This is a genomic window from Ahrensia sp. 13_GOM-1096m, assembly GCF_000620605.1.
In the GTDB taxonomy this organism is placed as follows: Bacteria; Pseudomonadota; Alphaproteobacteria; order Rhizobiales; family Rhizobiaceae; genus Ahrensia; species Ahrensia kielensis.
In genome coordinates this window covers 117453-143544 of the sequence record NZ_JIAX01000009.1, presented here as the reverse complement: position 1 = coordinate 143544, position 26092 = coordinate 117453, and the positions used below count along the sequence as shown (strand labels likewise).

Annotated in this window: 26 protein-coding genes; 11 read left to right on the top strand and 15 right to left on the bottom strand. The window is 48.8% G+C overall.

Annotation, left to right across the window (positions count from 1 at the left end):
* Window positions 1-332: 332 nt before the first annotated feature.
* Window positions 333-1217, top strand: a complete 885-nt coding sequence (locus tag N530_RS0104640; protein ID WP_026479757.1) for a TauD/TfdA family dioxygenase — start codon at window positions 333-335, stop codon at window positions 1215-1217.
* 56 nt (window positions 1218-1273) lie between these two features.
* On the opposite strand, the gene N530_RS0104635 is transcribed toward N530_RS0104640, so the two are convergent.
* The 4 genes from N530_RS0104635 to N530_RS0104610 form a co-directional block, all read right to left on the bottom strand.
* Window positions 1274-2206, bottom strand: a complete 933-nt coding sequence (locus tag N530_RS0104635; protein WP_035266403.1) for a S9 family peptidase — start codon at window positions 2204-2206, stop codon at window positions 1274-1276.
* Window positions 2207-2326: 120 nt separating this feature from the next.
* Window positions 2327-2536 carry a cold-shock protein gene (locus N530_RS0104625; protein ID WP_026479755.1) on the bottom strand — a complete coding sequence of 70 codons (210 nt, stop codon included), beginning with the start codon at window positions 2534-2536 and terminating at the stop codon, window positions 2327-2329.
* Between the two features lie 238 nt (window positions 2537-2774).
* Window positions 2775-3689, bottom strand: coding sequence for a pseudouridine-5'-phosphate glycosidase (locus N530_RS0104615; protein WP_035266400.1), 915 nt, complete (start codon window positions 3687-3689; stop codon window positions 2775-2777).
* Window positions 3690-3718: 29 nt separating this feature from the next.
* Entirely contained in the window at window positions 3719-4648 is a 930-nt protein-coding gene (locus N530_RS0104610) for a carbohydrate kinase family protein (RefSeq protein ID WP_026479753.1), read from the bottom strand.
* 278 nt (window positions 4649-4926) lie between these two features.
* Here N530_RS0104610 and recA point away from each other — a divergent pair, with 278 nt between their 5' ends.
* The gene (gene recA / locus N530_RS0104605) at window positions 4927-6057 is read left to right on the top strand and encodes a recombinase RecA (protein WP_018687725.1); all 1131 of its coding nucleotides are present in this window, start codon (window positions 4927-4929) and stop codon (window positions 6055-6057) included.
* A gap of 219 nt (window positions 6058-6276) precedes the next feature.
* Entirely contained in the window at window positions 6277-8934 is a 2658-nt protein-coding gene (alaS, locus tag N530_RS0104600) for an alanine--tRNA ligase (RefSeq protein ID WP_026479752.1), read from the top strand.
* Window positions 8935-8938: 4 nt separating this feature from the next.
* Here the strand turns inward: alaS and N530_RS0104595 are convergent, their stop codons facing one another.
* The 4 genes from N530_RS0104595 to N530_RS0104575 form a co-directional block, all read right to left on the bottom strand.
* A complete protein-coding gene (locus tag N530_RS0104595) occupies window positions 8939-9547 on the bottom strand; it encodes a DedA family protein (protein WP_026479751.1) in 609 nt (202 codons plus the stop codon).
* The gene (locus N530_RS0104590) at window positions 9544-9912 is read right to left on the bottom strand and encodes a hypothetical protein (RefSeq protein ID WP_026479750.1); all 369 of its coding nucleotides are present in this window, start codon (window positions 9910-9912) and stop codon (window positions 9544-9546) included. Before N530_RS0104590 ends, N530_RS0104595 begins: the two co-directional genes overlap by 4 nt.
* A 1-nt stretch (window position 9913) precedes the next feature.
* A complete protein-coding gene (locus tag N530_RS0104585; RefSeq protein WP_018687729.1) occupies window positions 9914-11131 on the bottom strand; it encodes an NADP-dependent isocitrate dehydrogenase in 1218 nt (405 codons plus the stop codon).
* A gap of 136 nt (window positions 11132-11267) precedes the next feature.
* Window positions 11268-11609, bottom strand: a complete 342-nt coding sequence (locus tag N530_RS0104575; protein ID WP_081773889.1) for a monooxygenase family protein — start codon at window positions 11607-11609, stop codon at window positions 11268-11270.
* A gap of 95 nt (window positions 11610-11704) precedes the next feature.
* Between N530_RS0104575 and N530_RS0104570 the strand changes: the two genes are divergently transcribed.
* The 6 genes from N530_RS0104570 to N530_RS0104545 all read left to right on the top strand — a co-directional run bounded on the left by N530_RS0104570 (window position 11705) and on the right by N530_RS0104545 (window position 18331).
* On the top strand, window positions 11705-12541 hold the full coding sequence (locus tag N530_RS0104570; protein WP_018687731.1) for an RNA methyltransferase: 837 nt from the start codon (window positions 11705-11707) through the stop codon (window positions 12539-12541).
* Window positions 12534-13343 carry a glutamate racemase gene (gene murI / locus N530_RS0104565; RefSeq protein ID WP_026479748.1) on the top strand — a complete coding sequence of 270 codons (810 nt, stop codon included), beginning with the start codon at window positions 12534-12536 and terminating at the stop codon, window positions 13341-13343. Before N530_RS0104570 ends, murI begins: the two co-directional genes overlap by 8 nt.
* A gap of 46 nt (window positions 13344-13389) precedes the next feature.
* Window positions 13390-14022, top strand: a complete 633-nt coding sequence (locus N530_RS0104560; RefSeq protein WP_026479747.1) for a MarC family protein — start codon at window positions 13390-13392, stop codon at window positions 14020-14022.
* Between the two features lie 149 nt (window positions 14023-14171).
* Window positions 14172-15959, top strand: a complete 1788-nt coding sequence (locus N530_RS0104555) for an SLC13 family permease (protein WP_026479746.1) — start codon at window positions 14172-14174, stop codon at window positions 15957-15959.
* Between the two features lie 247 nt (window positions 15960-16206).
* Window positions 16207-16824, top strand: coding sequence for a 30S ribosomal protein S4 (rpsD, locus tag N530_RS0104550; RefSeq protein ID WP_026479745.1), 618 nt, complete (start codon window positions 16207-16209; stop codon window positions 16822-16824).
* A 7-nt stretch (window positions 16825-16831) separates the two neighbouring features.
* On the top strand, window positions 16832-18331 hold the full coding sequence (locus tag N530_RS0104545) for a glycosyltransferase family 39 protein (protein WP_155851914.1): 1500 nt from the start codon (window positions 16832-16834) through the stop codon (window positions 18329-18331).
* 158 nt (window positions 18332-18489) lie between these two features.
* On the opposite strand, the gene N530_RS0104540 is transcribed toward N530_RS0104545, so the two are convergent.
* A complete protein-coding gene (locus tag N530_RS0104540) occupies window positions 18490-19509 on the bottom strand; it encodes an alpha/beta fold hydrolase (protein WP_026479743.1) in 1020 nt (339 codons plus the stop codon).
* 284 nt (window positions 19510-19793) lie between these two features.
* Here N530_RS0104540 and N530_RS0104535 point away from each other — a divergent pair, with 284 nt between their 5' ends.
* Both N530_RS0104535 and ttcA read left to right on the top strand, forming a co-directional pair.
* The gene (locus N530_RS0104535; protein ID WP_202899018.1) at window positions 19794-20627 is read left to right on the top strand and encodes an AraC family transcriptional regulator; all 834 of its coding nucleotides are present in this window, start codon (window positions 19794-19796) and stop codon (window positions 20625-20627) included.
* 227 nt (window positions 20628-20854) lie between these two features.
* Complete coding sequence (gene ttcA, locus N530_RS0104530) at window positions 20855-21691, top strand: tRNA 2-thiocytidine(32) synthetase TtcA (RefSeq protein ID WP_026479741.1); 837 nt, start codon at window positions 20855-20857, stop codon at window positions 21689-21691.
* Between the two features lie 17 nt (window positions 21692-21708).
* On the opposite strand, the gene N530_RS0104525 is transcribed toward ttcA, so the two are convergent.
* From N530_RS0104525 to N530_RS0104500, 6 genes are all read right to left on the bottom strand, one after another.
* The gene (locus tag N530_RS0104525; protein WP_155851913.1) at window positions 21709-22989 is read right to left on the bottom strand and encodes a multidrug effflux MFS transporter; all 1281 of its coding nucleotides are present in this window, start codon (window positions 22987-22989) and stop codon (window positions 21709-21711) included.
* Between the two features lie 11 nt (window positions 22990-23000).
* A complete protein-coding gene (locus tag N530_RS0104520) occupies window positions 23001-23702 on the bottom strand; it encodes a DUF2461 domain-containing protein (protein WP_026479739.1) in 702 nt (233 codons plus the stop codon).
* Window positions 23692-24171, bottom strand: a complete 480-nt coding sequence (locus tag N530_RS0104515) for a YtoQ family protein (RefSeq protein ID WP_026479738.1) — start codon at window positions 24169-24171, stop codon at window positions 23692-23694. The genes N530_RS0104520 and N530_RS0104515 overlap by 11 nt, the downstream gene beginning before the upstream one ends.
* A 101-nt stretch (window positions 24172-24272) precedes the next feature.
* Window positions 24273-25373, bottom strand: coding sequence for a DUF2332 domain-containing protein (locus tag N530_RS0104510; protein WP_051540760.1), 1101 nt, complete (start codon window positions 25371-25373; stop codon window positions 24273-24275).
* Between the two features lie 6 nt (window positions 25374-25379).
* Entirely contained in the window at window positions 25380-25712 is a 333-nt protein-coding gene (grxD, locus tag N530_RS0104505; RefSeq protein WP_018687742.1) for a Grx4 family monothiol glutaredoxin, read from the bottom strand.
* Between the two features lie 136 nt (window positions 25713-25848).
* Window positions 25849-26082, bottom strand: a complete 234-nt coding sequence (locus N530_RS0104500) for a BolA family protein (RefSeq protein WP_018687743.1) — start codon at window positions 26080-26082, stop codon at window positions 25849-25851.
* Window positions 26083-26092 lie beyond the last annotated feature (10 nt).

The following is a 26092-nucleotide window of genomic DNA, read 5'->3' as shown; positions in this document are numbered from 1 at the left end:
ATATTCAGCCGACCCTGTTTGGTGGCCAAATGTCATGAGCTACTTCGCAGATGGTGCGAGATTCAATCCTTATAGGGGTCAAGAGTTGCAACCTATGGGTGTTATCAAAAATATTTCAGTGGCATGAATATAAAAATATATCGCTACGCCAGCAGATATTATAGCTTTTCCGTTGAAAATAAATACACGCTATGGTAGCAAAAATTGCCGTACCTTTTGGTGCGGCTGGCTAGATGTTCACCGTAGGCCTGTTAAGTGCGTTCAGAATTTAAGCAATGTAGACACGCTGATATTTGTTTTTCGGCTACCAATGTGGAGAGAGCGGTAGGACCATGATAACACTTGAAGTCAAAGACTTTTTCTTAACTTTCGAAAACCACCTGAATGTAAACCCAGCAGTAGCGCCAAAGCATTATCAAGAATGTTTGCAAGCAGCTTTCCCTGGACCTTTAAGCCCCCGCATTATTACTGAAATCAGATCGACATTGGCCCGAGATGGCTATGCTGTCATCGCAACTGATCTTGATGACTTTGCACCAGCCACCCCAACGTCATTGGAAGATAATTATGATGGGCCATATTTTGGCGAGGCTATATTGTCATTTATTGCGACAATCATTGGCGATGTGCAAATATTGCCATATCAACATAATGGCCGACCGTTTCATGACATAATGCCTCTGAGTGCTTTTAAAGATAGGCAGACTTCTGGGAGTTCGGCGGTTCTGCTTGAAATGCATACAGAACTGTCATTTGTTGAAAGTCCGCCTGAATATCTGATGCTTTATTGCGTGCGGCCCGATTTAGCCGGAGTAGCAGAAACCCATTTATACGATTCCCAGTTCGCGCTGCCGGCTCTGTCAGCTTATCATTGTGCTGATTTGGCATCTCCTTCCTATCAATTCTTGCTGGATGAAAATGTAACGGATGGTTACTCAGAAAACTTGCCATATCTACCCATTATAGATCGACAAACGTCGCGGTTGCTGCGCTTTGATATCGACACGTGTCGGCCAATGGATGGCGACGCAAAAGAGGCCGCCAGAGCGCTGGAAATCGCACTTTTGGCGAAACGCATATCTATTCGCCTGCGCTTTGGGGACTTGCTCATCGTTGACAATAAACGAATGGTTCATTCGCGCAGCCCCTTTGCCGCAAAGCACGATGGAAGTGATCGCTGGCTGAAACGGGCTTTAATTCGCAGCCATCAACACTAATTTGCGATTGAATAGTCACTTGTCATTGGCGTCACCAGTGGAGGTTGGTGACGCGATTATAGCGCGCGCGCTATCAAGCGTCTTTTAAGAAAAGTTAGTACGGCTGCACGCATCGCCGGTGTTTCCTCATGCCCGATGTCAGGCTCAATATGAAAAGACAGCATGGTCGGCGTGTTTTCATAGGCTTTAATCAGTTCATCCTGTGCGATTTTGAACGCATCTTGCGGTGAGCTCCAATCTTGAAGGCCAACACCGCAAAACTGCGCGCGCGGCGCAATCAAACTCGCCAATTGCCCGCTAGAACAGGTTGCAAGCAAGCCAGGAACAGTCATGTAATGCCCGTGATTGTCGTGGTTTCCTAATTTGACGAGCGATTCAAGATCAGCAAAACAGCACAAATGCGCCGCCGCCTTAATGCGAGTGTCGAGCGCAGTCAGCCACCAAGCATGTGTGCCACCCATCGAAATGCCAAGCGTGCCAATACGTGCGCAATCCACATGGGAAAGATCACAAAGATAATCCAGACCAGCGGAGAGTTCTGCCAGCATTTGGCCAAATAATGTTTTGCCAAACCACAGTGCTGTTTTAGATGCGGCGCTTTCTTCAGGGTGAGCGCGCGCGCCAAAACAAGGCATTTCTAAGCACAGAACAACCAATCCAAGCGCTAAAAGATCATCGACATAAGGATTTATAAGTGCAGGGCGACCGTCGATAAGTTCATTAATCCCTATATCGTAACGCGCGCCATGGGCATGACAGTACAAAATAGCCGGGCTAGGTGATTCTGAATTTGCGCCCGTTGGCTCAAGCAGTATGGCCGCAATGTCGCTGCCATCTTGTGCTTTGAAATTTAGTCTTTTGGCTGTGCCATGGGCACGCTGATCCGTGGACACGATCTGCGGATGCGAAGAAAGTTTCACCTGCTGAAAGTCAACGCCCAGCAGTTCTTTAACCGTCTCACGAATTTTTAAAGGAGTAGTGGTGTTCATATTCAAAACATTTCACGGGGAATTGGTAGGTAATCACACAACAAACAAAAACCGCCGCATCATTGCTGATGCAGCGGTTTAAGAAACTCTCGTAACGCTATGAAGCGAAACTTAAATTATTTAAGCAGCAGAGATTGTAGAAACTGCTGTTTTACCTGAACGCTGATCAACATCAGTTTCAAAGTTGATTTTTTGACCTTCTGTAAGGCCGCTCATGCCAGCACGTTCAAGAGCTGTTGCATGTACGAATACGTCTTTCGCGCCATCGTCTGGTGCAATAAAGCCGTAGCCTTTTTGGTCGTTGTAAAATTTAACTGTGCCTGTAGCCATGATGTGAATTCCTTCTCACTATCGTCTTCGCGTGGAGCTGAAAAAACATTTCCTCAACTCCGGTTTATTTCGAAATTCTCAGAATTCTTAAACGTGCGCGACCGATAGTTTGGGCAGGCAATTCAATAGTCCGTCAAGTTCGATAAGCACAACGTAAGCTGTAATTGTGACAATTGCAAGAATTTGCATAAACTTTCGCAACTAAGCTTGCATTTTATTTTGATCTCGGAATCAAAATTTAATTAAGTGCTGAAAATGCAACGGCAATTTTAGCTGCAAGATCAGCATTATTCTTCACCAGCGCAATATTGGTCTCAAGGCTTTTGCCACCTGAAATTTCAACAATGCGGCTGAGCAACCAAGGCGTGACAGCTTTACCAGATACGTTTTTCTGATCCGCCTCGTTTTGCGCAACGGTAATAATCGTCGCCATTTCCGAATAGGGGATCTCGCTGCTTTCCGGCACCGGATTGGTAATCAATATGCCGCCATGGCCAAAGATTTCCTGCTGCGTTCTCATCTGCATGAATTCAGCGATCTGCGACGCTGTATCAAGGCGAAGAGGGGCTGCAAAACCGCTATCGCGTGACCAGAAGGCCGGAAGCGCATCTTGGCCATACGCAATCACCGGCACGCCGCGCGTTTCCAGCGCTTCCATTGTCTTTGGAATATCAAGAATAGCTTTGGCACCAGCGCTCACAACGGTAACGGGCGTGCGGCCAAGCTCGTCGAGATCTGCCGATATATCAAAGCTTTCCTCTGCGCCGCGGTGAACGCCGCCAATACCGCCCGTGGCAAACACGGCAATGCCTGCCGCTTGCGCCGCCATCATGGTGGCAGCAACCGTTGTGCCGCCTGTTGCGCCGCGCACCATTGCAAATGCCAAATCAGCACGCGAAAGCTTCATCGTGCCTTTTTGCTGGGCAAGCCATTCTGCCTGATCGTCGTTAAGGCCCACATGAAGCTTGCCCTCAATCACGGCAATCGTTGCAGGCACGGCACCATTGTCGCGAATAATCGCTTCAACTGAGCGGGCCATTTCCAAATTATCAGGGTAGGGCATGCCATGCGTGATGATGGTTGATTCGAGCGCCACGACCGCACGGTTCTCTTTCAGCGCATTGCTGACTTCTTCAGTATAATGAATATCCATTGTCTTATGCTTTCTGTTGGTCGCTGATATCACTGCGCCGCAAGGACGCGGGCGTGGACAGCGTTAAATTCTTCTTCGTTGGCGAGGGCTTGGCACACCGGACCATTCGCCTGCAAGGTCATTTGTGCGCAGGCAATGCCAAATCTAACTGCGTCTTTCAATGTGTTTGCGCGCTGTGTGATTAAGGCAGCAATCGTGCCGCCAGCCAGCGAATCGCCAGCACCCGTAACATCCACGATTGACGCGCTTGCCGGAATGATATGCGTGCACAAAGCGCCGTCTTCAAGAGTTAGAAGGCTGTTGGCGCCATCGGTGATAACCGCACGGCGAAACCCCAAAGAGGTCAGCGCATTCGCATCATCGCTGCCGGTTAAAGCCCTAAGCTCGCGTCGATTGATAAAAAGCACAGATATGCGCTGCGCAATTGGTTTTAGCCGCGCGACTTTAGCCGGCGATATGCCCATTGCATATAAGGGCTGCTCGCTAAGTTCTGCCGTTTTAATCAGCGCAGTCGCGCTTAAATTGGCATCCACTAATAGAGCCTTGGCTGCTGCAATGCGCGAACGACCTTCAATCCGGCGCACCTGCCTGTCAAAACCAACATCATAAAGCGCCATATCGGCCAAGGCGGTGATTAATTCGCCGTCTGTATCCAAAATAGCTGTGTAAGTTGGGGTTGCACGGTCCACAAATGTCCCGCTGAAATCATCAAGTCCGGCATCTTCAATCGCCTGCTCAACAGCTGCACCAACGCTGTCACCGCCGCGCACAGACATCATGGCAGCAGGGCCGACACCGCGCATATGCGCACCGCGCAGCACATTAAATGCACCGCCGCCAATATGCTCGCTAAAGGTCACAGGATTTGACGCACCAGCAATATGCGGCGCAATCATGCGTGCGGTTCGGTCCATATGGGCGCCGCCAACGGCAAGGAGCCTGACCACTTCAGGTGTCATTTATCTTATATCCGCAAATGAGTGATGTTTCTCAAATCTACTTAAGTGCTTGAACCAATTGCGGCAACCGATTCCCTTAAATTGGCAAAAGTGGGCCGTGTTTTGGTGATGAAGAGATTGGAGCGGAATAGTGTTTCGGCGAAACGAAAGTGGAACAAAATTAAATTTATACATAAAAACAATAGGTTGATCGCATTGCAAAAATAGAACAAATACGGTACAAATAAATCACGTTGACAATTCGTACCCCAGTTGTGCGATACCTAAAGGTGGAAAATATGGCCCAGAATAGCTTGCGTTTGGTTGAAGGAAAATCAGTGGATAAATCGAAAGCATTAGATGCCGCTTTGGCTCAGATTGAACGCTCTTTTGGCAAGGGTTCAATCATGCGCTTGGGGGCGAATGAACAGATCGTAGAGATTGAGACAATTCCAACAGGTTCATTGTCTTTGGATATTGCGCTTGGTGTTGGCGGTTTGCCGAAAGGCCGCATCATTGAAATTTACGGCCCTGAAAGTTCAGGTAAAACAACATTGGCGCTGCACACAATCGCCGAAGCCCAGAAAAGCGGCGGCATTTGCGCCTTTGTAGACGCCGAGCATGCGCTTGACCCTGTCTATGCGCGCAAATTGGGCGTTGATCTTGAAGATCTTTTGATTTCGCAGCCAGACAATGGTGAGCAGGCGCTTGAGATTGCCGACACGCTTGTGCGCTCAGGCGCTTGTGACGTGCTTGTTATCGACTCGGTTGCTGCTTTGACGCCGCGTGCTGAGATCGAAGGCGAAATGGGCGATTCACTGCCTGGCCTTCAAGCGCGCTTGATGAGCCAAGCTTTACGTAAATTAACGGGTTCGATTTCACGCTCCAACACAATGGTTATTTTCATCAACCAGATTCGTATGAAAATCGGTGTGATGTTCGGCTCGCCTGAAACAACAACCGGCGGTAATGCTTTGAAGTTCTATGCTTCTGTTCGCCTCGATATTCGCCGTATTGGTGCCGTTAAGGACCGCGACGAAGTTGTGGGCAACCAGACCCGTGTTAAAGTTGTTAAAAACAAACTTGCACCGCCATTCAAAGAAGTAATCTTTGACATCATGTATGGTCAGGGCATTTCTAAAACCGGTGAATTGGTCGATCTTGGCGTGAAGGCTGGCATCGTTGAAAAATCCGGCTCTTGGTTCTCTTATGATAGCCAGCGTTTGGGACAGGGCCGGGAAAATGCCAAGCAATTCCTTGCGGATAACCGCGATGTCTATGACAAAATCGAATTGGCTTTGCGCCAGAATGCTGGATTGATTGCAGAACAATTCCTGCATGATGATGAAACGGCAGGCAAAGCAAAATCCGGCGAAGATTTTGACGGTTCAAAAGACGATCTGCCCGACGCAGCAAGCGGCGGCAAATAAGATAATTCGTCGCATAATCTGATCGATTTAACCCGCTTCTTTACCAAGAGGCGGGTTTTCGTTGCTTTGTACCCCACAAAGACCCGCAACCGCTGGACACTGACCCATAGTTTCGACTAATCAATGCGCTGAACGTTAAGTGCAATGCGCAAAGTTGAAAAACAATGATGCAACACGCACTTAATAACTATCAATGCTGATGATCAGGCAGGTATTCCAATGAGCGGCGTTAACGAGATACGCAATACATTCCTCGACTATTTTGGCTCAAACGGCCATGCCAAAGTTCCGTCGAGTTCTTTGGTGCCGCACAATGATCCAACATTGATGTTCACGGCCGCCGGTATGGTGCAGTTCAAGAACGTGTTCACGGGACTTGAAACCCGTGATTATACCCGCGCGACCACATCGCAGAAATGCGTGCGCGCAGGCGGCAAACACAACGACCTTGATAATGTTGGCTATACAGCACGCCACCACACATTCTTTGAAATGCTGGGCAATTTCTCTTTCGGCGATTATTTCAAAGAAGAAGCAATCACCCATGCGTGGAACCTGATCACCAAAGAATATGGTTTGGACAAAGACAGATTGCTGGTGACGATCTATCACACCGACGATCAGGCCTTTGACCTTTGGAAAAAAATTGCAGGCCTGCCGGATGAGAAAATCATTCGCATTGCGACAAGCGATAATTTCTGGTCGGCAGGTGACACAGGGCCATGTGGCCCATGTTCAGAAATATTCTACGATCACGGCGACCACATCTGGGGCGGCCCTCCAGGTAGCCCTGAAGAAGATGGTGACAGATTTGTTGAAATCTGGAATCTCGTTTTCATGCAATATGAGCAGATTTCACCGGATGTGCGCAATGATTTGCCAAGCCCGTCAATTGATACGGGCATGGGATTAGAGCGCATTTCTGCGGTCATGCAGGGTGTTCATGACAATTATGATATCGATCTTTTCAAAGCGCTTATTCGTGCGTCCGAAGAACTAACATCGACAAAAGCCGATGGTGCCAATAAGGCCAGCCACCGCGTGATTGCCGATCACTTGCGCGCAACCAGCTTTTTGATTGCTGACGGCGTTTTGCCATCCAATGAGGGGCGCGGTTATGTGCTGCGCCGTATCATGCGCCGTGCGATGCGCCATGCGCATTTGCTGGGTGCAAAAGACCCGTTGATGCACCGTCTTGTGCCGTCACTGATTACGCAGATGGGCGCAGCCTATCCTGAGCTTGATCGGGCGCGCGGTTTGATTACCGAAACGCTAGAGCTGGAAGAAACAAAATTCCGCAAAACGCTCGAGCGCGGCCTTGGTTTGCTCAATGAAGCGACTGTGGATTTGAAAGAAGGCGATGCGCTTGCTGGCGATACCGCTTTCAAACTCTATGATACCTATGGTTTCCCACTTGATTTGACGCAGGACGCTTTGCGCGCGCGCAATATCGAGGTTGATCTTGTCGGTTTTGATACGGCGATGGAAAAGCAGAAGGCTGAAGCCCGTGCCAATTGGTCCGGTTCAGGCGATGCGGCCGATGAGAAAATCTGGTTCGGCCTGCGCGAGGAATTCGGCGCAACGGAATTCTTTGGCTATGAAACCGAAAAAGCAGAAGGCGTGATTAACGCCATTGTTAAAGATGGCGACATTGCAGATAGCGCGGCCAAAGGCGACAAAATTTCTGTCACCGTGAACCAGACACCATTTTATGGTGAATCTGGCGGCCAGCAAGGCGACCGCGGCATCATCAAAGGTGATGGTTTTGAACTGAACGTTATCGACACGGTGAAAAAAGCCAACGGGCTTTTTGTTCATGTGTGTGAAGTGGTCAGCGGCGACGTCGCCAAAGGCGCATCGGTTGAACTGATTGTTGATCATCAACGTCGCTCAAAGCTGCGCTCAAACCATTCAGCAACCCACTTGCTGCATGAAGCGCTGCGCGAAGTGCTGGGCACGCATGTTGTTCAAAAAGGCTCGCTCGTGGCAGAAGATCGTCTGCGATTTGACTTCTCGCACAACAAACCGATTTCAGATGATGATCTGTCCAAAGTTTCAGATATTGCCAATGAAATCGTGCTGCAAAATAGCCCTGTTACGACACGTCTGATGAATGTTGATGATGCGCGCGACGCTGGCGCTATGGCGTTGTTCGGCGAAAAATATGGCGACGAAGTGCGCGTTGTATCGATGGGCACAGCGCTGCACGGCGACAAGCAAGGCCAGACATATTCGCTTGAATTGTGCGGCGGAACACATGTGGCGGCGACAGGTGAAATCGGCGTTGCGCAAATTATTGGCGAAAGCGCAGTTTCATCCGGCGTTCGCCGCATTGAAGCGCTGACAGGCGAGGCGGCACGTCACTATTTGCAAAATCAAGATGCTATGATGCGCCGCACGGCGGGCCTGCTTAAAACATCACCGGATGATGTTGTTAGCCGCGTTGAAGGCTTGCTTGATGAGCGCAAGAAAATGGAACGCGAACTGACCGAAGCACGCAAAGCGCTTGCACTTGCAGGTCCTGCATCAAGCGGCGGCGATGATGGCGTGCGCGACATCAATGGGGTCAAATTCCTTGGCCGTGTTGTCAGCGGCGTTTCACCGCGTGATCTAAAGCCCATGGTTGATGAGGCAAAAGCAGGGCTTGGTTCTGGCATTGTCGCGTTGATTGCCGTTTCAGAAGACGGCAAAGCCAGCATTGTGGTTGGTGTTTCTGATGATCTGACAGCAGACAAAAGCGCCGTTGAATTGGTGCGTGTCGGCTCTGAAGCGCTTGGTGGTAAAGGCGGCGGCGGACGCCCTGACATGGCGCAAGCTGGCGGGCCAGATGGTGCAAAAGCAGAAGCAGCGATTGAAGCAATCGCGGCAGCGCTTTAAAAACTCAAAGGCGCTTGCCAGCTTTCGATTTGGCAAGCGACCTTTTGACCCGTGACCAGAAAAACAGTGTGGCGACGAGGCCGCCAATAAAGAATGAGACATTGGCAACAAGGCTGTCGATCGATGTTATCGACGCGCTGAAACCATAGCCAATTGCCAAAAATCCAGCAATCCATATGGCTTCACCGCAAATACTCATGACGGTGAATCGCAGCCAAGGCAGGCCGGTCATACCAACCAGATAATTCAAATATGGGCCGACCGGGCTAACCAGCCAACGACTAAAGAAAACGCCAATCGCGCCCCATCTCAAAGAATACATTTCGGCCCGTTTGAACATTTTGCCCCAGCGGCTATCGGCTAAATAAGCCGCAAATGCAGGCCCGCCAGCGCGTCCAATAGCATAGCCGAACTGGTCACCCAGAACAGCGCCTGATAGGCAGGACAAAAACACATTGATGGGGGCAACGGTTTTATCGACCAGCATGGTGCCGACGGTTAAAAGAATAATCGTTGTGGGAACAGGAATGATGCCTGTTTGCCCAGCAAAAAGCGCAACGAACAATGTGTGCACGCCGTAAAGAGCAAACCAAGTCAGAACAGTATCGATCATGACGGAGGCTCGCCATGTTCTTGTTCAATGACTGATTTTATTTGCTTTATAATGACCTGTACCGGTTCGCCTTTTTCTTGCGCTATGCGGGCGATTGATACGCCATTCATCGCGCTATCAGAAATTTGTAAAGCGCCGTTGAGCGCATCCGCATCAACTTTCCAGACCCGCGCAATATGGTTGATAGACATCCATGAGGCGATCGGTTTTTGCCGATGATCCGTCCAATAAGTTAAGTAGAAAATAGCTTTAAGACCAAAAATAAAGGTCAGTGCAGCGGTTGCTAAAAAAGCAGAAGAAAGAAGGGGCCTGCGGCGTATTATTACCGCAAGCCCCCTTAATATGGTGCGTTGACCATGGGCCATATTAGCTGGAAGCCATTGCCTTTTGCAGGTTTTCGTCGATTTTATCGAGGAAGCCTGTTGTTGAAAGCCAAGGCTGATCAGGACCGATCAAGAGTGCCAAGTCTTTCGTCATGAAGCCGCTTTCAACGGTATCAACGCAAACTTTTTCCAATGTGAGCGAGAAGTTCATCAGATCATCATTGCTGTCGAGTTTCGCACGGTGCGCAAGACCGCGTGTCCATGCAAAAATCGAAGCGATTGAGTTGGTTGATGTTTCTTCGCCTTTTTGGTGCTGGCGGTAGTGACGTGTCACTGTACCGTGTGCAGCTTCAGCTTCAACAGTCTGACCATCTGGCGTCATCAAAACAGATGTCATCAGGCCAAGAGAACCAAAGCCCTGTGCAACTGTATCGGACTGAACGTCACCATCATAGTTTTTACATGCCCAAACATAGCCGCCAGACCATTTAAGGTTAGAGGCAACCATGTCGTCGATGAGGCGGTGCTCATACCAGATTTTGGCTTCTTCAAATTTCTCTTTGAATTCTGCCTGATAGATTTCTTCAAAAATCTGCATGAAACGGCCGTCATAGACCTTCAAGATTGTGTTTTTTGTAGAAAGATAAACAGGAACCTTGCGCTGCAAGCCATAATTCAATGATGCGCGGGCAAAATCGACGATAGAAGCGTCGAGATTGTACATGCCCATCGCGATACCAGCTGCTGGCGCGTCATAAATTTCGTGTTCGATTTCTTGGCCATCATCACCGACAAATTTCATTGTCAGTTTGCCTTTGCCCGGAAAGCGGAAATCTGTAGCGCGGTACTGGTCACCAAAAGCATGGCGGCCAACGATAACTGGCTTTGTCCAACCAGGAACAAGGCGCGGTACGTTTTTACAGATAATAGGTTCGCGGAAAATCACGCCGCCAAGAATGTTGCGGATTGTGCCATTTGGCGAACGCCACATTTTCTTCAGTTTGAATTCTTCAACACGGCCTTCATCAGGTGTGATCGTCGCACATTTAACGCCGACACCATATTTTTTGATCGCATTAGCTGAATCAATCGTGATCTGGTCATCCGTCGCATCACGCGATTCTACGCTCAGATCATAATATTTTAGATCAATATCAAGGTAAGGATGAATGAGCTTTTCTTTGATGAAGTGCCAGATGATGCGTGTCATTTCATCGCCGTCGAGCTCAACAACGGGATTGGCGACTTTGATTTTAGCCATGTATGCCTCAGTTTTTGGTGTGGTGAATATACGCCAGCGCGCATATCCGTCGGATTATGAAATGGGCTATAGCAAAGCCATTCACACTGCGCAAACTTTTGAACCAGTGTCTTTCGTTTAATAATAGTTTTTTGTGTCAGCTGCGGAATTTGGCGCGATTATCGGGTAAAAAACTATCCAGCGCACCGTCGCCATAGGTTTTTTCGACCCGCGCAATGATCACATGAAAGCCCTCATACCATTTTTGATATTGCCGCTTGGCTTCTAGGTGAATCGGATTGTTAGAAAAAGCCTTTAGGGCTGCATCGTCGCGCCAGTAATAGGTGGAATTGCGCTTTTTACCCTCAGGTTCGACCCAGCGTTCGACGCCAAGATAACCATCGGTTGCTTTTGCCGCTTGCTCAATAAGGCCGTCCAACCGAAAGAACTCCTCATCCAGAGCACCATCGACAAATATAAAAGCAGCAGAAAGCATCATCTTATCCCATTTATTGATTTGGGGATGACTTTGATGGCCGCTCTGAATATGACAAGACCAGTATTTGTAACCGTGACAAGATTAAGCGACGCCCAATGGCAGGCACTGACAACAAACAAGAACTTTTGGCCGAAGGCCCATCCATCATTCTGGTAGAGCCGCAACTTGGCGAAAATATCGGCATGGCCGCGCGAGCAATGGCCAATTTTGGCCTTATTGATCTGCGCATTGTTAATCCGCGCGACGGTTGGCCAAATGAGAAAGCCAACAGTGCTGCCAGCGGAGCGGTTTATGTTTTGGAACAAGCAACAATCTATCCAACCTTGCGAGAGGCAATGGAGGATTTGAACTATGTTGTCGCCACAACAGCGCGTATGCGCGATGGGTTCAAACAAGTTTTAGGTCCGCAAGAGGCTAGCCTTAATTTGCGTGCGCGCTTTGTGAAAAATCAAAAAGTCGGTCTGTTGTTCGGGCGTGAGCGTATTGGCTTGCGCAATGAAGAAGTTAGCCTTGCCGATGATATTGTCACATTTCCGGTCAATCCAGCCTATGCATCGCTCAATATAGCGCAGGCCGTTTTGTTGATGTCCTATGAGTTTCTCAAAACCAAAGACGTCGAGGCGGATATTTTGCCATTTGCTGGTGCCAGCTTTGAAGAAGCGCCAAAAGAACATTTGCTTGGAATGTTTAATCAGTTGGAAGAAGCGCTTGATGCGCGTGGTTATTTTAGAACGCCGCAAAAAAAGCCAGTCTTGACTGAAAACTTGCGTGCTGTGCTAACCCGCCCCGGATTTTCAGAAGATGAAATCCAAGTGCTGCGCGGTGTCATTTCATCGCTTGATCGGTTTACGCGTAAAATGCCGCGCGGGGCAGGCAGTCCTGATGATGATGCCCACCGAAAGGCGCAAAAAGAGGCTGCCAAAAATGGCTGAACCGCGTGATGCGTCCGTATTGGTTTTTGACAGCGGTATTGGCGGTCTTTCCGTTTTAAAAGAAATGCGCATTATCCTGCCTTCTATGCGCTATATATATGTCGCCGATGATGCGGCGTTCCCCTATGGCGCATGGGAAGAGCAAGAACTTTTAGAGCGCATGACCAAGCTGTTTGCCGCTTTGATAGAACGGCATAATCCGGGCATGATTGTAATCGGCTGCAATACAGCATCCACTCTAGCGATCCATCATTTGCGTAAAGTCTATCCCGATCAGATTTTTGTCGGCACTGTGCCTGCGATCAAGCCAGCGGCTGAACGCACGCATTCGGGACTTGTTTCAGTTTTGGCGACTCCCGGAACAGTGAAGCGGCAATATACCCGCGATTTGATCAAGCAATATGCTAGCAAATGCCATGTGCGGTTGGTTGGCAGCGAGAATCTTGCACAATTGGCCGAAACTTATATGCGCACCGGTTTTGTTGATGAGGCTGCGGTGAGGGCGGAAGCTGCGCCATGTTTTGTGAAGCAAGATGGCAAACGCACTGATATTGTCGTGCTTGCTTGCACGCATTATCCATTCCTTGTGAACAGGTTGCGCAAGACTGCGCCTTGGCCCGTCGATTGGATTGACACCTGTGAGGCAATTGCGCGCCGTGCCGTGTCGTTAGCTAGTGATTTGACATTCAAACAACGTGATGCCGCATTGCCGGACATTGCTTTGTTTACATCCAATCAAGTATCGAAAGAAATTCAGCGCTTGGTTGTTGGGTTTGGGTTGATCGGAACGGCATATCCATAGATGATAACGAATATTCGCCGACAACACCCCATTAGAAAAGCTTATTATGATTGATTGGTCTTCCATATTGAAAGACTTTATCACCATTTTTGTGGTGATTGATCCGATCGGTTCATTGCCGGTCTTTTTATACGCAACAGCTGGTGTGCCATCTCATTTGCATCGACGCTTTGCTATTCGCGCTGTGTTTATATCCGCCGCTGTTTTGATGGCTTTTTTGATTGGTGGGCAGTTTCTACTCGAAGCCTTGGGATTGAGGCTCGGGGCCTTTCAGATTGCAGGCGGGTTGATCCTTTTGCTGTTTGCGCTGCAAATGATCTTTGGTGATTCAAAGCCTTCCACTGAAATAAAGGCGGCTGAAAAGGACCATCTTTCCGGCGCGGTTTTCCCGCTTGCCATGCCGTCTATTGCATCACCAGGCGCGATGCTTGGTGTGGTTATCCTGACCGATAATTATCGTTATTCGATACCAGAACAGGCTGTCACAGCGACAATCTTGCTGATTGTACTGGGGCTAACGCTTCTTTTGTTGTTGCTGGCAAGTAAAATTCATAAAATCATTGGCGCGACAGGCGCGAGCGTTGTCAGCCGCGTTATGGGTATTGTTCTCGCAACGATTGCTGTTGATTCTATACTTGCCGGACTTGAAGTTGTCGGCGCGATCAATCTTAGTAATTAAATCAAGCTGAACCTAAAAAATTGGAATATTTTACCTGTTTTTTTAATTCTATCGGTGGCTGAATAACTTGGAACGATATTACCGCATGATAGTTAGTCAGAACGCGCATCGCGGGAAAATATACCAGTTGGAAATTTCGCAGAGGTAATATGACGGCAGACCTAGCGCCATATGCTCCCTATATTGCACTTGCGATCCTTGGATTGCTATTTGCCGCCTTTGTTTGGGAAAAATACCCGCCAGAAGTAACCGCAGCAGGTGCTGCCGCACTTTTTATCATTCTTGGACTGGTGCCCACAGACGATGTTATGGGCGTTTTCTCCAATTCGGCACCGATTACCATTGCCGCTATGTTCGTCGTGTCGGGCGCGCTCGTTCGAACAGGTGTTTTGGACGCAATCGCCAATTTTATCATTGAATATGCCGTTGTGCGGCCTGTGATTGCTATTGTCGCTTTCTTTCTGGCAACGATTGCCGCATCCGCTTTTATGAATAATACGCCCGTTGTGCTGGTCTTAATTCCGGTTGTTATCCGTCTTGCGGTAAGTTTAAACCTCGCACCAACACGGCTTTTAATCCCGCTTTCTTATGCTGCTATTTTGGGCGGAAGCATCACATTGATTGGTACATCAACGAATATTCTCGTTGATGGTGTTGCGCGGCAAAGCGGCATTGAACCCTTTACGATCTTTGAAATCGCACCCGTTGGCCTTGCCATATCACTGTTTGGCGGCGCTGCGATGGTGATTTTAAGCCGTTTCCTTTTGCCAAACCGTGAACATGACGGCGCAAACGAAGAAGATCAGGAGACACCGTTTCTATCCGAGATTACCGTGCTGGCGGGCTATGCTGGTATCGGCAAAGCCATCAAAGATATTCCTGATTTGCAGCGCGCAGGTGTGCGCACAACAGGTGTTCGGCGCGGCGGTAAGATAAGCAGATCCGACATCAATGATTGCGTGCTTCAAAAAGGCGATGCGCTCATTGTGATTGCTAAAACATCTGAACTGCTAACATTGGCCGAAGAAACCGGTTTGCGCGTCGGATTGCGCAGTTTTTCAGATGCCGACAGTGATTCAGATGTGCATATCGCTGAGGCCATTGTGACAGCGCAGCGCTCGCAGCGCGGTATACGTATTTCTGATCTTGCTTTAGGACGCCGTGCAGGGGTGCGTGTGCTTGGTGCATACAGGCCTCAACATATTGCAGGCTCTGACCTTGCCAGCGTGCGTTTGCGTCCCTCCGATAAGCTGCTCTTACAAGGCAATACGGTTGGTTTTCAGACATTGGCGGCATCGGGCGATGTTGTATCAATAACAGAGCCAACCGCGCGCGCGTTTCGCCGCAGGCAAGCACCCATTGCCATTTTAACGCTAGTAGGCATTGTCGCCTTTGCCGCATTGGGCATTTTGCCAATCAGTCTTTTAGCAATCGTCGGTGTTGTCGGCATTCTACTACTGCGCTGCATTGATAATGATGAGGCTTGGAGCTCGATTGATGGCTCGATCCTCATCCTTATCTTTTCGATGCTCATTGTCGGTGCTGGATTAGAAGCAACCGGTGCTGTTGAGCTGGTTGTATCTGCGATTGTGCCGTATTTGACGGGCCTGCCACTCTTGGTAACGCTGATCGCGGTCTATGTGATTGCGTCCTTCCTAACAGAGATTGTCACCAACAATGCGGTCGCAGTTATTTTAACACCGATTGTCATTTCACTGACCGCGCAGCTTGGTGTTGATCCAAGGCCATTTCTTGTTGCTGTTATGATTGCTGCCAGCGCCAGTTTTGCAACGCCGATTGGCTATCAAACAAACACGCTCGTTTATGGTGCGGGCAATTATAAATTCACTGATTTTCTCAAAATTGGCGTTCCGATGAACATTATTGTCGGCATCGTTTCCATAATTGCGATCAGCATATTCTTTCCGTTTAAATGATTTTGGCCTAGTCAAAGGCATGCATGCCGAATAATCAGGATTAGTGCGGCATAAGGTTTGACAAATCGCGCAAATAATCATAAGTGCAGCCATCCCGCTTCTGCGGGGTTTTTTACGTGTCCCGTGAGCCATTACATACAATGCGTGCGTAACTGGTTCTGTCAGATGGCAATAGCTATCAGAGGAGGGCGCGTTTCCTTGACCCAAGACATTATGTGTTGGGCAATAAAACTTGAAAGGAAATGCGATGAGCAAGCGCGAATCGACAAAATACAAATTAGACCGCCGTATGGGCGAAAACATTTGGGGTCGCCCAAAGTCACCTGTTAACCGCCGCGAATATGGCCCAGGCCAGCACGGTCAGCGCCGTAAAGGCAAATTGTCTGACTTCGGTGTTCAGCTACGTGCCAAGCAGAAGCTTAAAGGCTACTACGGCGACATTTCTGAAAAACAGTTCCGTAAAACTTTCGACGAAGCATCACGTCGTAAAGGCGATACACCTGATCTTTTGATCGGTTTGCTTGAAAGCCGTTTGGACGCGATGGTTTACCGTTCAAAGTTCGTTGCTACGATCTTTGCTGCACGCCAGTTCGTGAACCACGGCCATGTTAAAGTGAACGGCCAACGCGTGAACATTCCATCATACCGCCTCAAAGAAGGCGATGTTGTTGAAGTTCGTGAACAATCTAAGCAGCTTGCTTTTGTTATTGAAGCAACTCAGCTTGCTGAACGCGATGTACCGGACTACCTCGAAGTTGATCACACTAAAATGACATCAAAATATGTGCGCGTTCCTTCATTGGGCGATGTGCCATACCCAGTCATGATGGAACCAAACCTCGTAGTCGAATTCTACTCACGTTAATTCTACTTTGAACAAAACCATTTCAATGCGCGGCGATATGTATCCCATATCGCCGCGCATTTTTTATTATCTGTTAGCTACGCTTGGCTTCTGGACGATTTTCCCGCTGCTTTCGCAGGTCAGCTTCGACAGCTATGGCGACATGTTTGAAAACTATGTCTGGGGCATCAGATGGCAGTGGGGCAATGATGCGCACCCACCCTTATTTGGCTGGACGGTCGCTGCTTGGTTTGAGCTTTTTCCCAGAACAAGACTAAATTATTGGCTTCTTGCGGCGCTCAATTTGACCATAAGCCTTGGGTTTATGATTGCGATCGCGCGCCGTTTTCTAAATGAACGCCAGCAAGATTGCACATTGCTGATCGCATTATTTATGCCTTTGCTTGGGTTTCAGGCAATCCGTTACAATGCAAATGCGGCCATGTTGCCCTATTGGGCTGCAACCATTTTCTTCTACATTCGATTGTATGAAAAAAGCAGGCTGATCGATGCTACAGCATTAGGGCTGGTTGCTGCTTTGGCGATGCTGTCAAAATATTTCTCCGCCACGCTTATCATCACATTGTTTATTCACGCGATGACAATGCCGCATATGCGTTCCATGGTGTTTGGGCGTGTTGGGCTGGTGGCAACAGCTGTGTTCCTCGCCGTTTTACTGCCGCACATTATTTGGCTAATCGATAATGATTTCCGGCCCTTCGTCTTTGCGGCAAGTGAACAAGGTAACGACAGCATAAGCAATATTATCTACAGGCAGGCAGAGTTCTTCATTGGGCAGATTGTCTATCTACTTCCTGGCTTTGTTGCATTGGTGTTTTTTCGGTCCTTTAGTGAAGGACTGCAAATTTTCAACTTTGCCCATGTGCCGCAAAAGTTTAAAAACCCGATGGTTAACATCATCCTTTGCGCTTTTGTTGGGCCAATCATTGCGACAATGCTTATTGCTCTTGTGATGTGGACGCCGCTAACCAGTAATTGGTCCTTACCCATTCATATCGTCGCGCCGCTTTTGGTTGTGCTGTTTTTACCAGCGGAAAAATTTGAATCAAAGCCATGGGTCGGGCCGATTGTCTTTTCTCTTTTTTGCACAGTGGCATTGATCGCTTCACCGTTTTTAAAAGATGCGGACCTTGCAAAACCAAGAGGCATTTCCCTAATGCCTTATGAAGAACTGGCGCAGCAAGCTGAAGCAATTTGGCATGAGGCAGGATATAATCGTTTGCTTGCATTTGGCGGTGACAAAACGCTAACCTACGGCATGGCATTTTCCGCCGAGGAAAAAAAGCAAACTATCTTTCAGACTAATCCTGCGCATAATCCTTGGCTTGATATGAAAGACTTCAAGCGTGAAGCACTGCTTGTGATCTGTGAAGAGGCCAATTGTGTGAAAGATTGGCAGGACGATGGTTGGAAGCTCACAAGCCTGCCTGCATTGCAAGTTGATGCGTTAAAAGGTGCTGGCGGCCCATCCACCTATCAATATTATATTTGGGCAGCCAGAAGGTAACAGCGTTGCCGCCGATTAGGCGCGCGTTACACGGGTAGATGTGTGATAAAGCTGCCGTTTCCATGCTGTTTTGGAAAATTAGCCTCACCAAGAACCATTAAGTAAGAACGACCTTGTTCCCTCAGTTATGTAAGCAAGAGGGGTATCAAAAGATAAGTTCAAAGCTTCAAAAATTGCGCGATGGCTTGGATGGAAGCATTATGCGCCGTTAATCGGTCCCAACCATCCGGATTGTCACAGATCGGATCCTCACCCTCTTCAATCAGCAATTGCGCAGCATTTTCGGTACAGATTGGGAGAAATGAATAGTGAAATGCATTTGGGATCACGGCGTGCTCCGTATTCGGCAGCATCCCAACCAGACCACTACCTTCAGCTCTTAGGTCCGTTGCGAACCAAGGGAAACTATCGCCAAGTGTCACAAGTTGAACAGGATTCTGAATCGCCGCTGCGCTTTCTGGGATCGCAGCATAGGTGAAGCCGGGATCAACCGCTACAAAGCTGGTAAATCGCGCATCCGCCATATCAGCCGAAAACTCGAAAGGCAGGTTATCGAAATCAACCCCGCCGCGCATCAGGAACAGGCAATCTTGGGCGGATTCCCCGAACTTGTCACAATAGTTGCGATAGGCGTCAGAATCTAAACGTAGCCCCGCAAGCCCTAGTACCGTTGAACCGCCGAGCGAAAAGCCCAAAGCCGTTATTCGATTTGTATCTATATGCTTAGAGAAATAAGGATCGTTCAGAACATGGTCGAGTGCAGCGCTCAAATCCTCCGCACGCTCGGAGAGGCGCACTGTTTGACGCGGAGAACTGTCGCCAGTTGTCGTGCCGGGATGATTCAGAACGAGAACCAAAGCGCCACGTTCAGCCAAGCCAGCAGCAAGCCAAGCTGTACCATCGATACTGCTACCGGAACCATGTGATACGACAATTAATGGCATTTTTTCATTCGGGAGGGCAGCTCCAATATAGGCTTCAACGTGCTCAAACACCGCGTTGCCTCCGACTTGACCAACATAGGTTGCCCTGCCGATAGGCGACCAGATCCCTGCAGCGATTGGCCCGGCGCGATGAGCGGCTTGAACCACAAACCGGTCGAAGCCGACTTTGGGTTCCGCATAGGCTGCGAATGCAGAAAAAAGGGTGAGGGAAGAGGCGAAGATTATAGATCTCATTTCAGGTCTCCAATGTTGAGTTGATGACCTCTGATATGCTTATACGGCATACATGCGCGTCCTCGAACCGGTTTTAGGTCGCGCAGAACCGGATCTTGGTCTATTTGGTGGCTATGTTGACAATTCCTATTCCCTTAATGGTTGCTTTGATCCTGGGCTTTCTCACTCTTCGTTATATGTTGGCGAGCGATCGGTCGAACCTTTTCCTGGCTCTACTTGCGATTTGCGGGTTCCAGTCTTTGATCGTGTCATTGGTTCAACATTACGGGGTGCAATGGCTAGCAATGGTCCAGCCAATCACGGCGAGCCTCATCCCACCCGTGGCTTGGCTCACTTTTCAATCGGCAACCTCGGGTTTGATTGATGCTAAACGTGACGGATTGCATTTACTCGTTCCCGTTTTCGTGATTTTCTGCATGCTTTTTGCGCCTCTGACGCTGGATGTGGTGGTATCTTCAATATTTTTGGGTTACGGAATCGCGATCCTCATCCGTCTTCGACAGGATGACGCGCTACCGCTTGCCCGCCTTGAAGCTGGCCCGCTACCTGCGCGTATATGGAAGGCTATAGGTGTTCTCCTTATCCTCTCATTCTTGTCAGACATACTTATCACCATTGCCATTATGCTTGAACATATTGATTGGCGACCACTAATCATTAGCGTGTTCACGTCGTTCACATTGCTTGGTATCGGCCTACTGAGCCTTTCGCGTGACGCAGTAGGCACAACTGAAGTGGACCCTGTCGAGACTAAAGCTGAGCAAAGCCTCCCTTCAGAGGAATATACCGCTCTCATCATGCGCTTAGACACCCTTATGGAAAACGACCAACCTTATCTTGATCCAGATTTAACGCTTGCTCGCCTTGCCCGGCGGCTTCACGTTCCCATCAAGCAGCTTTCGATAGCGATCAACATGGTCAAGGGTGAAAACGTGTCGCGCTATGTGAACGGATTTCGTATCCGCAATGCCAGTGCTAGTCTGGAACAAGGTATCTCCGTGACTGAAGCGATGCTTAGCAGCGGCTTTAACACCAAATCTAATTTCAACCGAGAATTTGGGCGCGTGATGGGGCAGTCGCCTTCGGCATTCATGCAGTCAAAGGAACACAAGACGTAGGTTGCGGTAGGGCTGCACTCGGGGCATTTAAACCTCCACCTTGCCCATTTATATTCATCTGCGAGAAGAATATAAGTCAATTCAAATGTAAGATACGCGCTGTCCGTTGATAAGTTTTCACCATGTGCCCAAGATGTGGACGCCACTAACTAGTATCTGGTCCTTATAATAATTGCAGTCACTATGGTGCTTGCTAAAATACACGCCACCCGATACTTGCAATTACTATGAACACTGCACCTGACATCGCTATAGATTGTGCCGCGCAAGACCTGTTTGCAGACGCGCCGAGCACCACAGAATTTAACAAGCTGCGCAAACGTTTGACGCGTCAGGTGCAAACCACATTGAATGATTTTTCAATGGTCAAAGAGGGCGCACGTTGGCTGGTGGGTATTTCAGGCGGTAAAGATTCTTACGCGCTATTGTCCATTTTGCTGGATTTGAAAAAGCGTGGCGAATTGCCCGTGGACCTGCTTGCCTGCAATCTGGATCAAGGGCAGCCGAATTTTCCAAAACATATTTTGCCGCAATGGCTTGAAAAGCACGGCATTGCGCACCGCATAGAATACCGCGATACCTATTCCATCGTTACGGATAAAATACCTGAAAACAAAACCTATTGTGCGCTTTGTTCAAGGCTGCGGCGCGGTCATTTGTACCGTGTCGCGCGCGAAGAGGGGTGTTCCTCATTGGTGCTGGGCCATCACCGCGAAGATATTCTTGAAACGTTTTTCATGAATATGTTTCATGGCGGACGGCTAGAGGCAATGCCGCCAAAACTGATCAATGATGAAAAAGATTTGACCGTGCTTCGCCCGCTTAGTTTTTCAGCTGAACCTGATATTGAAAAGTTCGCGCAGGCGATGCAGTTCCCAATAATTCCCTGTGATCTTTGCGGCAGTCAGGATGGCTTGCAGCGCGATTCAATGAAGCGTTTTTTAGCTGATCTTGAAAAACGGGCACCGGGGCGAAAAGATACAATTTTGCGGGCGCTGTCTCATGTACGGCCAGGCCATTTGCTTGACCGTACATTGTTTGATTTTACTGCGCTCGATAATTAACGCGGCAAAATGGGGCGTTAGCCCCTTTGAATATCGGCCGCAGTGCCAAATAAAAGGCCTTTTTCAGCAACCAGAACAAACACAATTGCAATGCCTGATACCAGCGCAAAGCCGGTTGCAAGGTCTAAAACCTGACCGGAATAATATTGGCCAATTGTTGCGCCAACCAACGCACCGCCCACCGTCTGCATAAAGCCAAGCACGGAAGACGCCGTGCCAGCCACAGCGCCAAGCGGCTCCATCGCCAGTGAGTTGAGGTTCGCACCGATGAGCCCAAATAGCGGCATGGCAAGCGCAAGAATGCTCATGAATACCCAGAAGGGCGGGTTGCCACCAATCGATGAGACAACAAGCAGCACAGCTGCGCCAAAGAATGCCAATAGAGCGCTATGTGCCAAACGGCGCTGGCCAAATGTGCCAACGAGCTTGGAGTTTGCAAAGGATGATATTGCCATCAAAACAGCAACTGAGCCAAAGGCAATGGGAAACCATGAGCCAAGCCCGTAAACATCACCGTAGATAGGCTGTGCGACATTGAGAAAGCCAAACAAACCGCCGAAAAAGAATGCGGTTGCAAGCGCATAGAAAAATGCAAGACGGTTGGTGATAATCAGTTTGAAAGAAATCAGAACTGATTTTAGCGTTAGCTCGCGTCGTTTTTCAACGGGCAAAGTTTCGGGCATTTTCAGCGCCGCCCAGACAAGCACAACGGCACAAATCGCTGCCATAAACAGAAATATTAAATGCCAATCGCCGAAAATGATGATTCCTTGTCCAATCATCGGCGCGAAAATAGGCACCACCATAAACACCATCATCACAAGCGACATAGTCGATGCCATCGCGCGGCCAGAATGCGTGTCACGCACAACAGCAACGGCGATAACACGTGTTGAAGCTGCGCCAACGCCTTGCATCACACGGCAAAACAACAGCATTTCAAAACTTGGTGCAAAGACAGCCGCAAATGCGAAGATAATATAGAGCGCCATACCGAAAAAGAGTGGCGCGCGGCGGCCAAAGCGATCCGTAACCGGACCATAAAAGAGCTGCGCGATACCAAATCCGATCAAATAGGCTGATAGAACATATTGCACCTTATTGCCGATATCCTGCCCAAAAGTGTCAAGCATCGCAGGAAAAGCAGGTAAAATAACATCAATCGCGAGCGCATTGAGCGCCATCAACATCGCAATCATTGCAATGAACATCGGGCGTTTGATTGGGGTGCCTGCTATAAATTCCTCGCTTTTCAAGGCTTGAGCAGGGGCTGTTTTAGTTTGAACAGAATCCGTCAAAAGTCACTCCGTTACTGGTCCCGTAGCGGGTCCATCGCCCGCCAGCAAAACTGCATGAGGGGCATCGTGTCTTGGGTCAATTCGATAAGAGTTTCAATCAAAGCAGGGCTTTGGATATCTGCATCCTCAACGTGCCGTGTGACCGTAAAACTCTTTTGTTTGAGTAGCCGCTGCAAGTCCAAATCTTCAATATGTTTGAACGCAGGCGGTACGCGCTTTAGAGCCTTCTCGCTATCAAAAGACAAGCCTTTGCTTGCCAGATTATGCTCGATTGCAAGAAATTCATCGCGCCTTTTAATGATCGTTTCACGCAAAGCGCGCAGCTCTAAAGGTTCAGGATACCAGACACCAGCAGCAAAAAGACAATTGCCGGGTTTAAAGTGCATATAGGCGCCTGAGCCGTCTTTCTTCGTGCCATTGCGCGTTAAAACCGCAGAAGCATGGGTGTTGTATGGATCTTTATTCTTTGCAAAGCGCACATCACGATTGACTTTATAAAGCGATGTTTTGCGTGTGCCATGCAAAGGAATATCAAGCTTAGCAAAGCGTGTGGATGCCGCCTCGACAAGATAGCCCATAGGCTCTTTGACAAGCTGTAGATAAAGATCTTTGTTTTCATGAAACCATTCGCGGTTTTGGTGAAAACCGAGCGCTGCCAAAAACTTAAGCGATCTTTCTTCAAAGCCAGCAAATCTTACCGGTTCACTTATCATTGTAACCAGCAAGCTTGCCTTCAATCACATAGCGCAAAATATCAGCAACTTGTGCCGGTGTTTTAGCAACAGCAAGCGCTGCTGCATCAACTTCCTTGAGCGCGTGGGCATGTTCATCTTGATGAATAATGATAAGCGGCTTGCCAAGTGCAGCGGCATAGCCTGCATCAAAAGCAGCGTTCCATTGTTTATATTTTTCGCCAAAACGCACAACCACAATATCAGCATTGCCGATGAGCGTGCGGGTGCGGATCGCGTTGATCTGCGCGCCTTTATGGTCATGCCAAAACTTGTTTTCTTCTGCGCCTAAGATCGCGACGCCGCAATCATCCGATGCTTCATGGTGCGTTACCGGCGCACTGAAGGTGACAGGTAGTCCAGCTTCTGACACCGAGGTTTGAATTTGTTCGCGCCAATCTGTGTGGATTTCACCGGAAAGATATATGTTCCACTTGTCTGTTTTGCTCATTTGGCGAACTCCTCTTTAATGCTTGCCTATGCCGCATGCAGCGGCGCTGTCTACTGACAATTTCAATTGTGACAAAAACAAAACGCGCCCCGATGGCGCGTTCAAGCTTTGCCTAGATTTGATGACCACTCTATCCATCGCCCATGAAAATCAGCACGCGCAAGAATGCTTGTGCGCGGTGTCTTAGACATTCCATCAAAATGGGTGAGTGTGAGCGCACCGCCAGGGCTATTGTCGTCTGCCTCGAAGCGTAGCCATGATACGGGTGCTCGAGCATGAGCGCGCGCACCAAAAGCATTAATGTGTGCCTCGCAAAGCGCCTGATCGTCTTTTGATAGATACTGCCACATAACGGTATGCATGATTATACTGTGCACGCCATCTTCAGGTGCAGTGCTAAGTTTCTCGCCAAGCCATTCAGCTGCTTGGCATGCGTCAACCGCAGGTGCAAATTTGCTTGCCAGCGCCAGCGCGCCGGACAGGCGTTCATAGCGCTCTGTTTGATCTGGCCATACATAGGAGGCAAGCTTCATGCGCTGCTTGTCTGTCGAAATAGGCACGGGCGCTAAGTCACAGCCTTGAACTTTTGAAAAGTGAATATCACCATTCGTGACGGGCGGTTGTTCGCCGCGCCATTCGCAGTTTAATTGAACCGGCGAGGCTGCATCGCCCCACTGCCAAGAGCCATAGTCATAATGAAAATGCGGCAAGTTTTGGTTTAAGCCGGCACTAGAGCCAATTTCAAACAGAGAAAACGGCATTCCATATTGCGCATTCAAAGACAGAAAGGCTGGCAGAAGCAGCGCTGAACGGCCGACTTCATTGGTTTGCGGCGCGGATTTCAAATATTCAAGAATAAAATCGGCATGTTTGATAACAGCCTGATTAACGGCTGACAGCAATTCTGCATCGCTAGAATTGTTCGGAGGATAAACGCTCTTTAAGCCTGCATCTGCGTCACCAAGAACAAGTCTGTGAAACGCGCCCGCCAAACGCAACGGCACGGCATCACCGCCATTGCCAATGGTGCCATTCCAATGATTGATGCGATCAAAAACCGCGCCTGCCGCAAAGCCGTTTTGAGCAATCAATGCACAAAGCTTTTCCATGAAGGGCGAGCCCATTCGGCCGCACGCCTGAGATTGCGTCTCAAACGCTAGGGCCGCACCTTCTCCCAGCAAGTTTGTTTGCGGGATGTTCATGGTAGATCAGCTGGCTACTTTTACTTCCACGCCTGCATCGCTCATATGCGTTTGAAGCTCGCCTGCCTGAAACATTTCGCGGATAATATCGCAGCCGCCAACAAATTCGCCTTTAACATAAAGCTGCGGAATAGTTGGCCAATCAGAATATGATTTAATACCTTCGCGCAGATCATCATCAGCAAGTACATTAATGCCTTTATAATCAACGCCCAGATATTGAAGAATTTGAACAACTTGACCTGAAAAACCGCATTGCGGGAAATCCGGTGTGCCTTTCATGAAAAGCACGACGTTGTTGTTTTTCACTTCATTATCGATGAAATCGTTCATGCTCATGGCATATTCCTGTTCGTTAAATTGTTTAGCTGCAATGTAGCGATGGCCTTAGGCAAATTCCAGCCTTGATATGCGTCTTTCTTGCAAATGCTGGATGACATTTCTGCCAGCCAGCACAGCGCGCCAGATGATTTGCTTAGTCAGGGGCAGATGTTTGCAAGGCGAGAGCGTGCAGAACGCCGCCCATATTGCCTTCCAATGCTGCATAAACCATCTGGTGTTGTTTCACACGGGAAAGGCCACGAAAGCTTTCCGATACAACTTCAGCGGCATAGTGGTCACCATCGCCAGCCAAGTCACGAATCGTAACTGTGGCATCAGGAATGGCGTTCTTGATCATCTTTTCGATGTCGTTGGCGTTCATTGGCATTGAGTGTTCT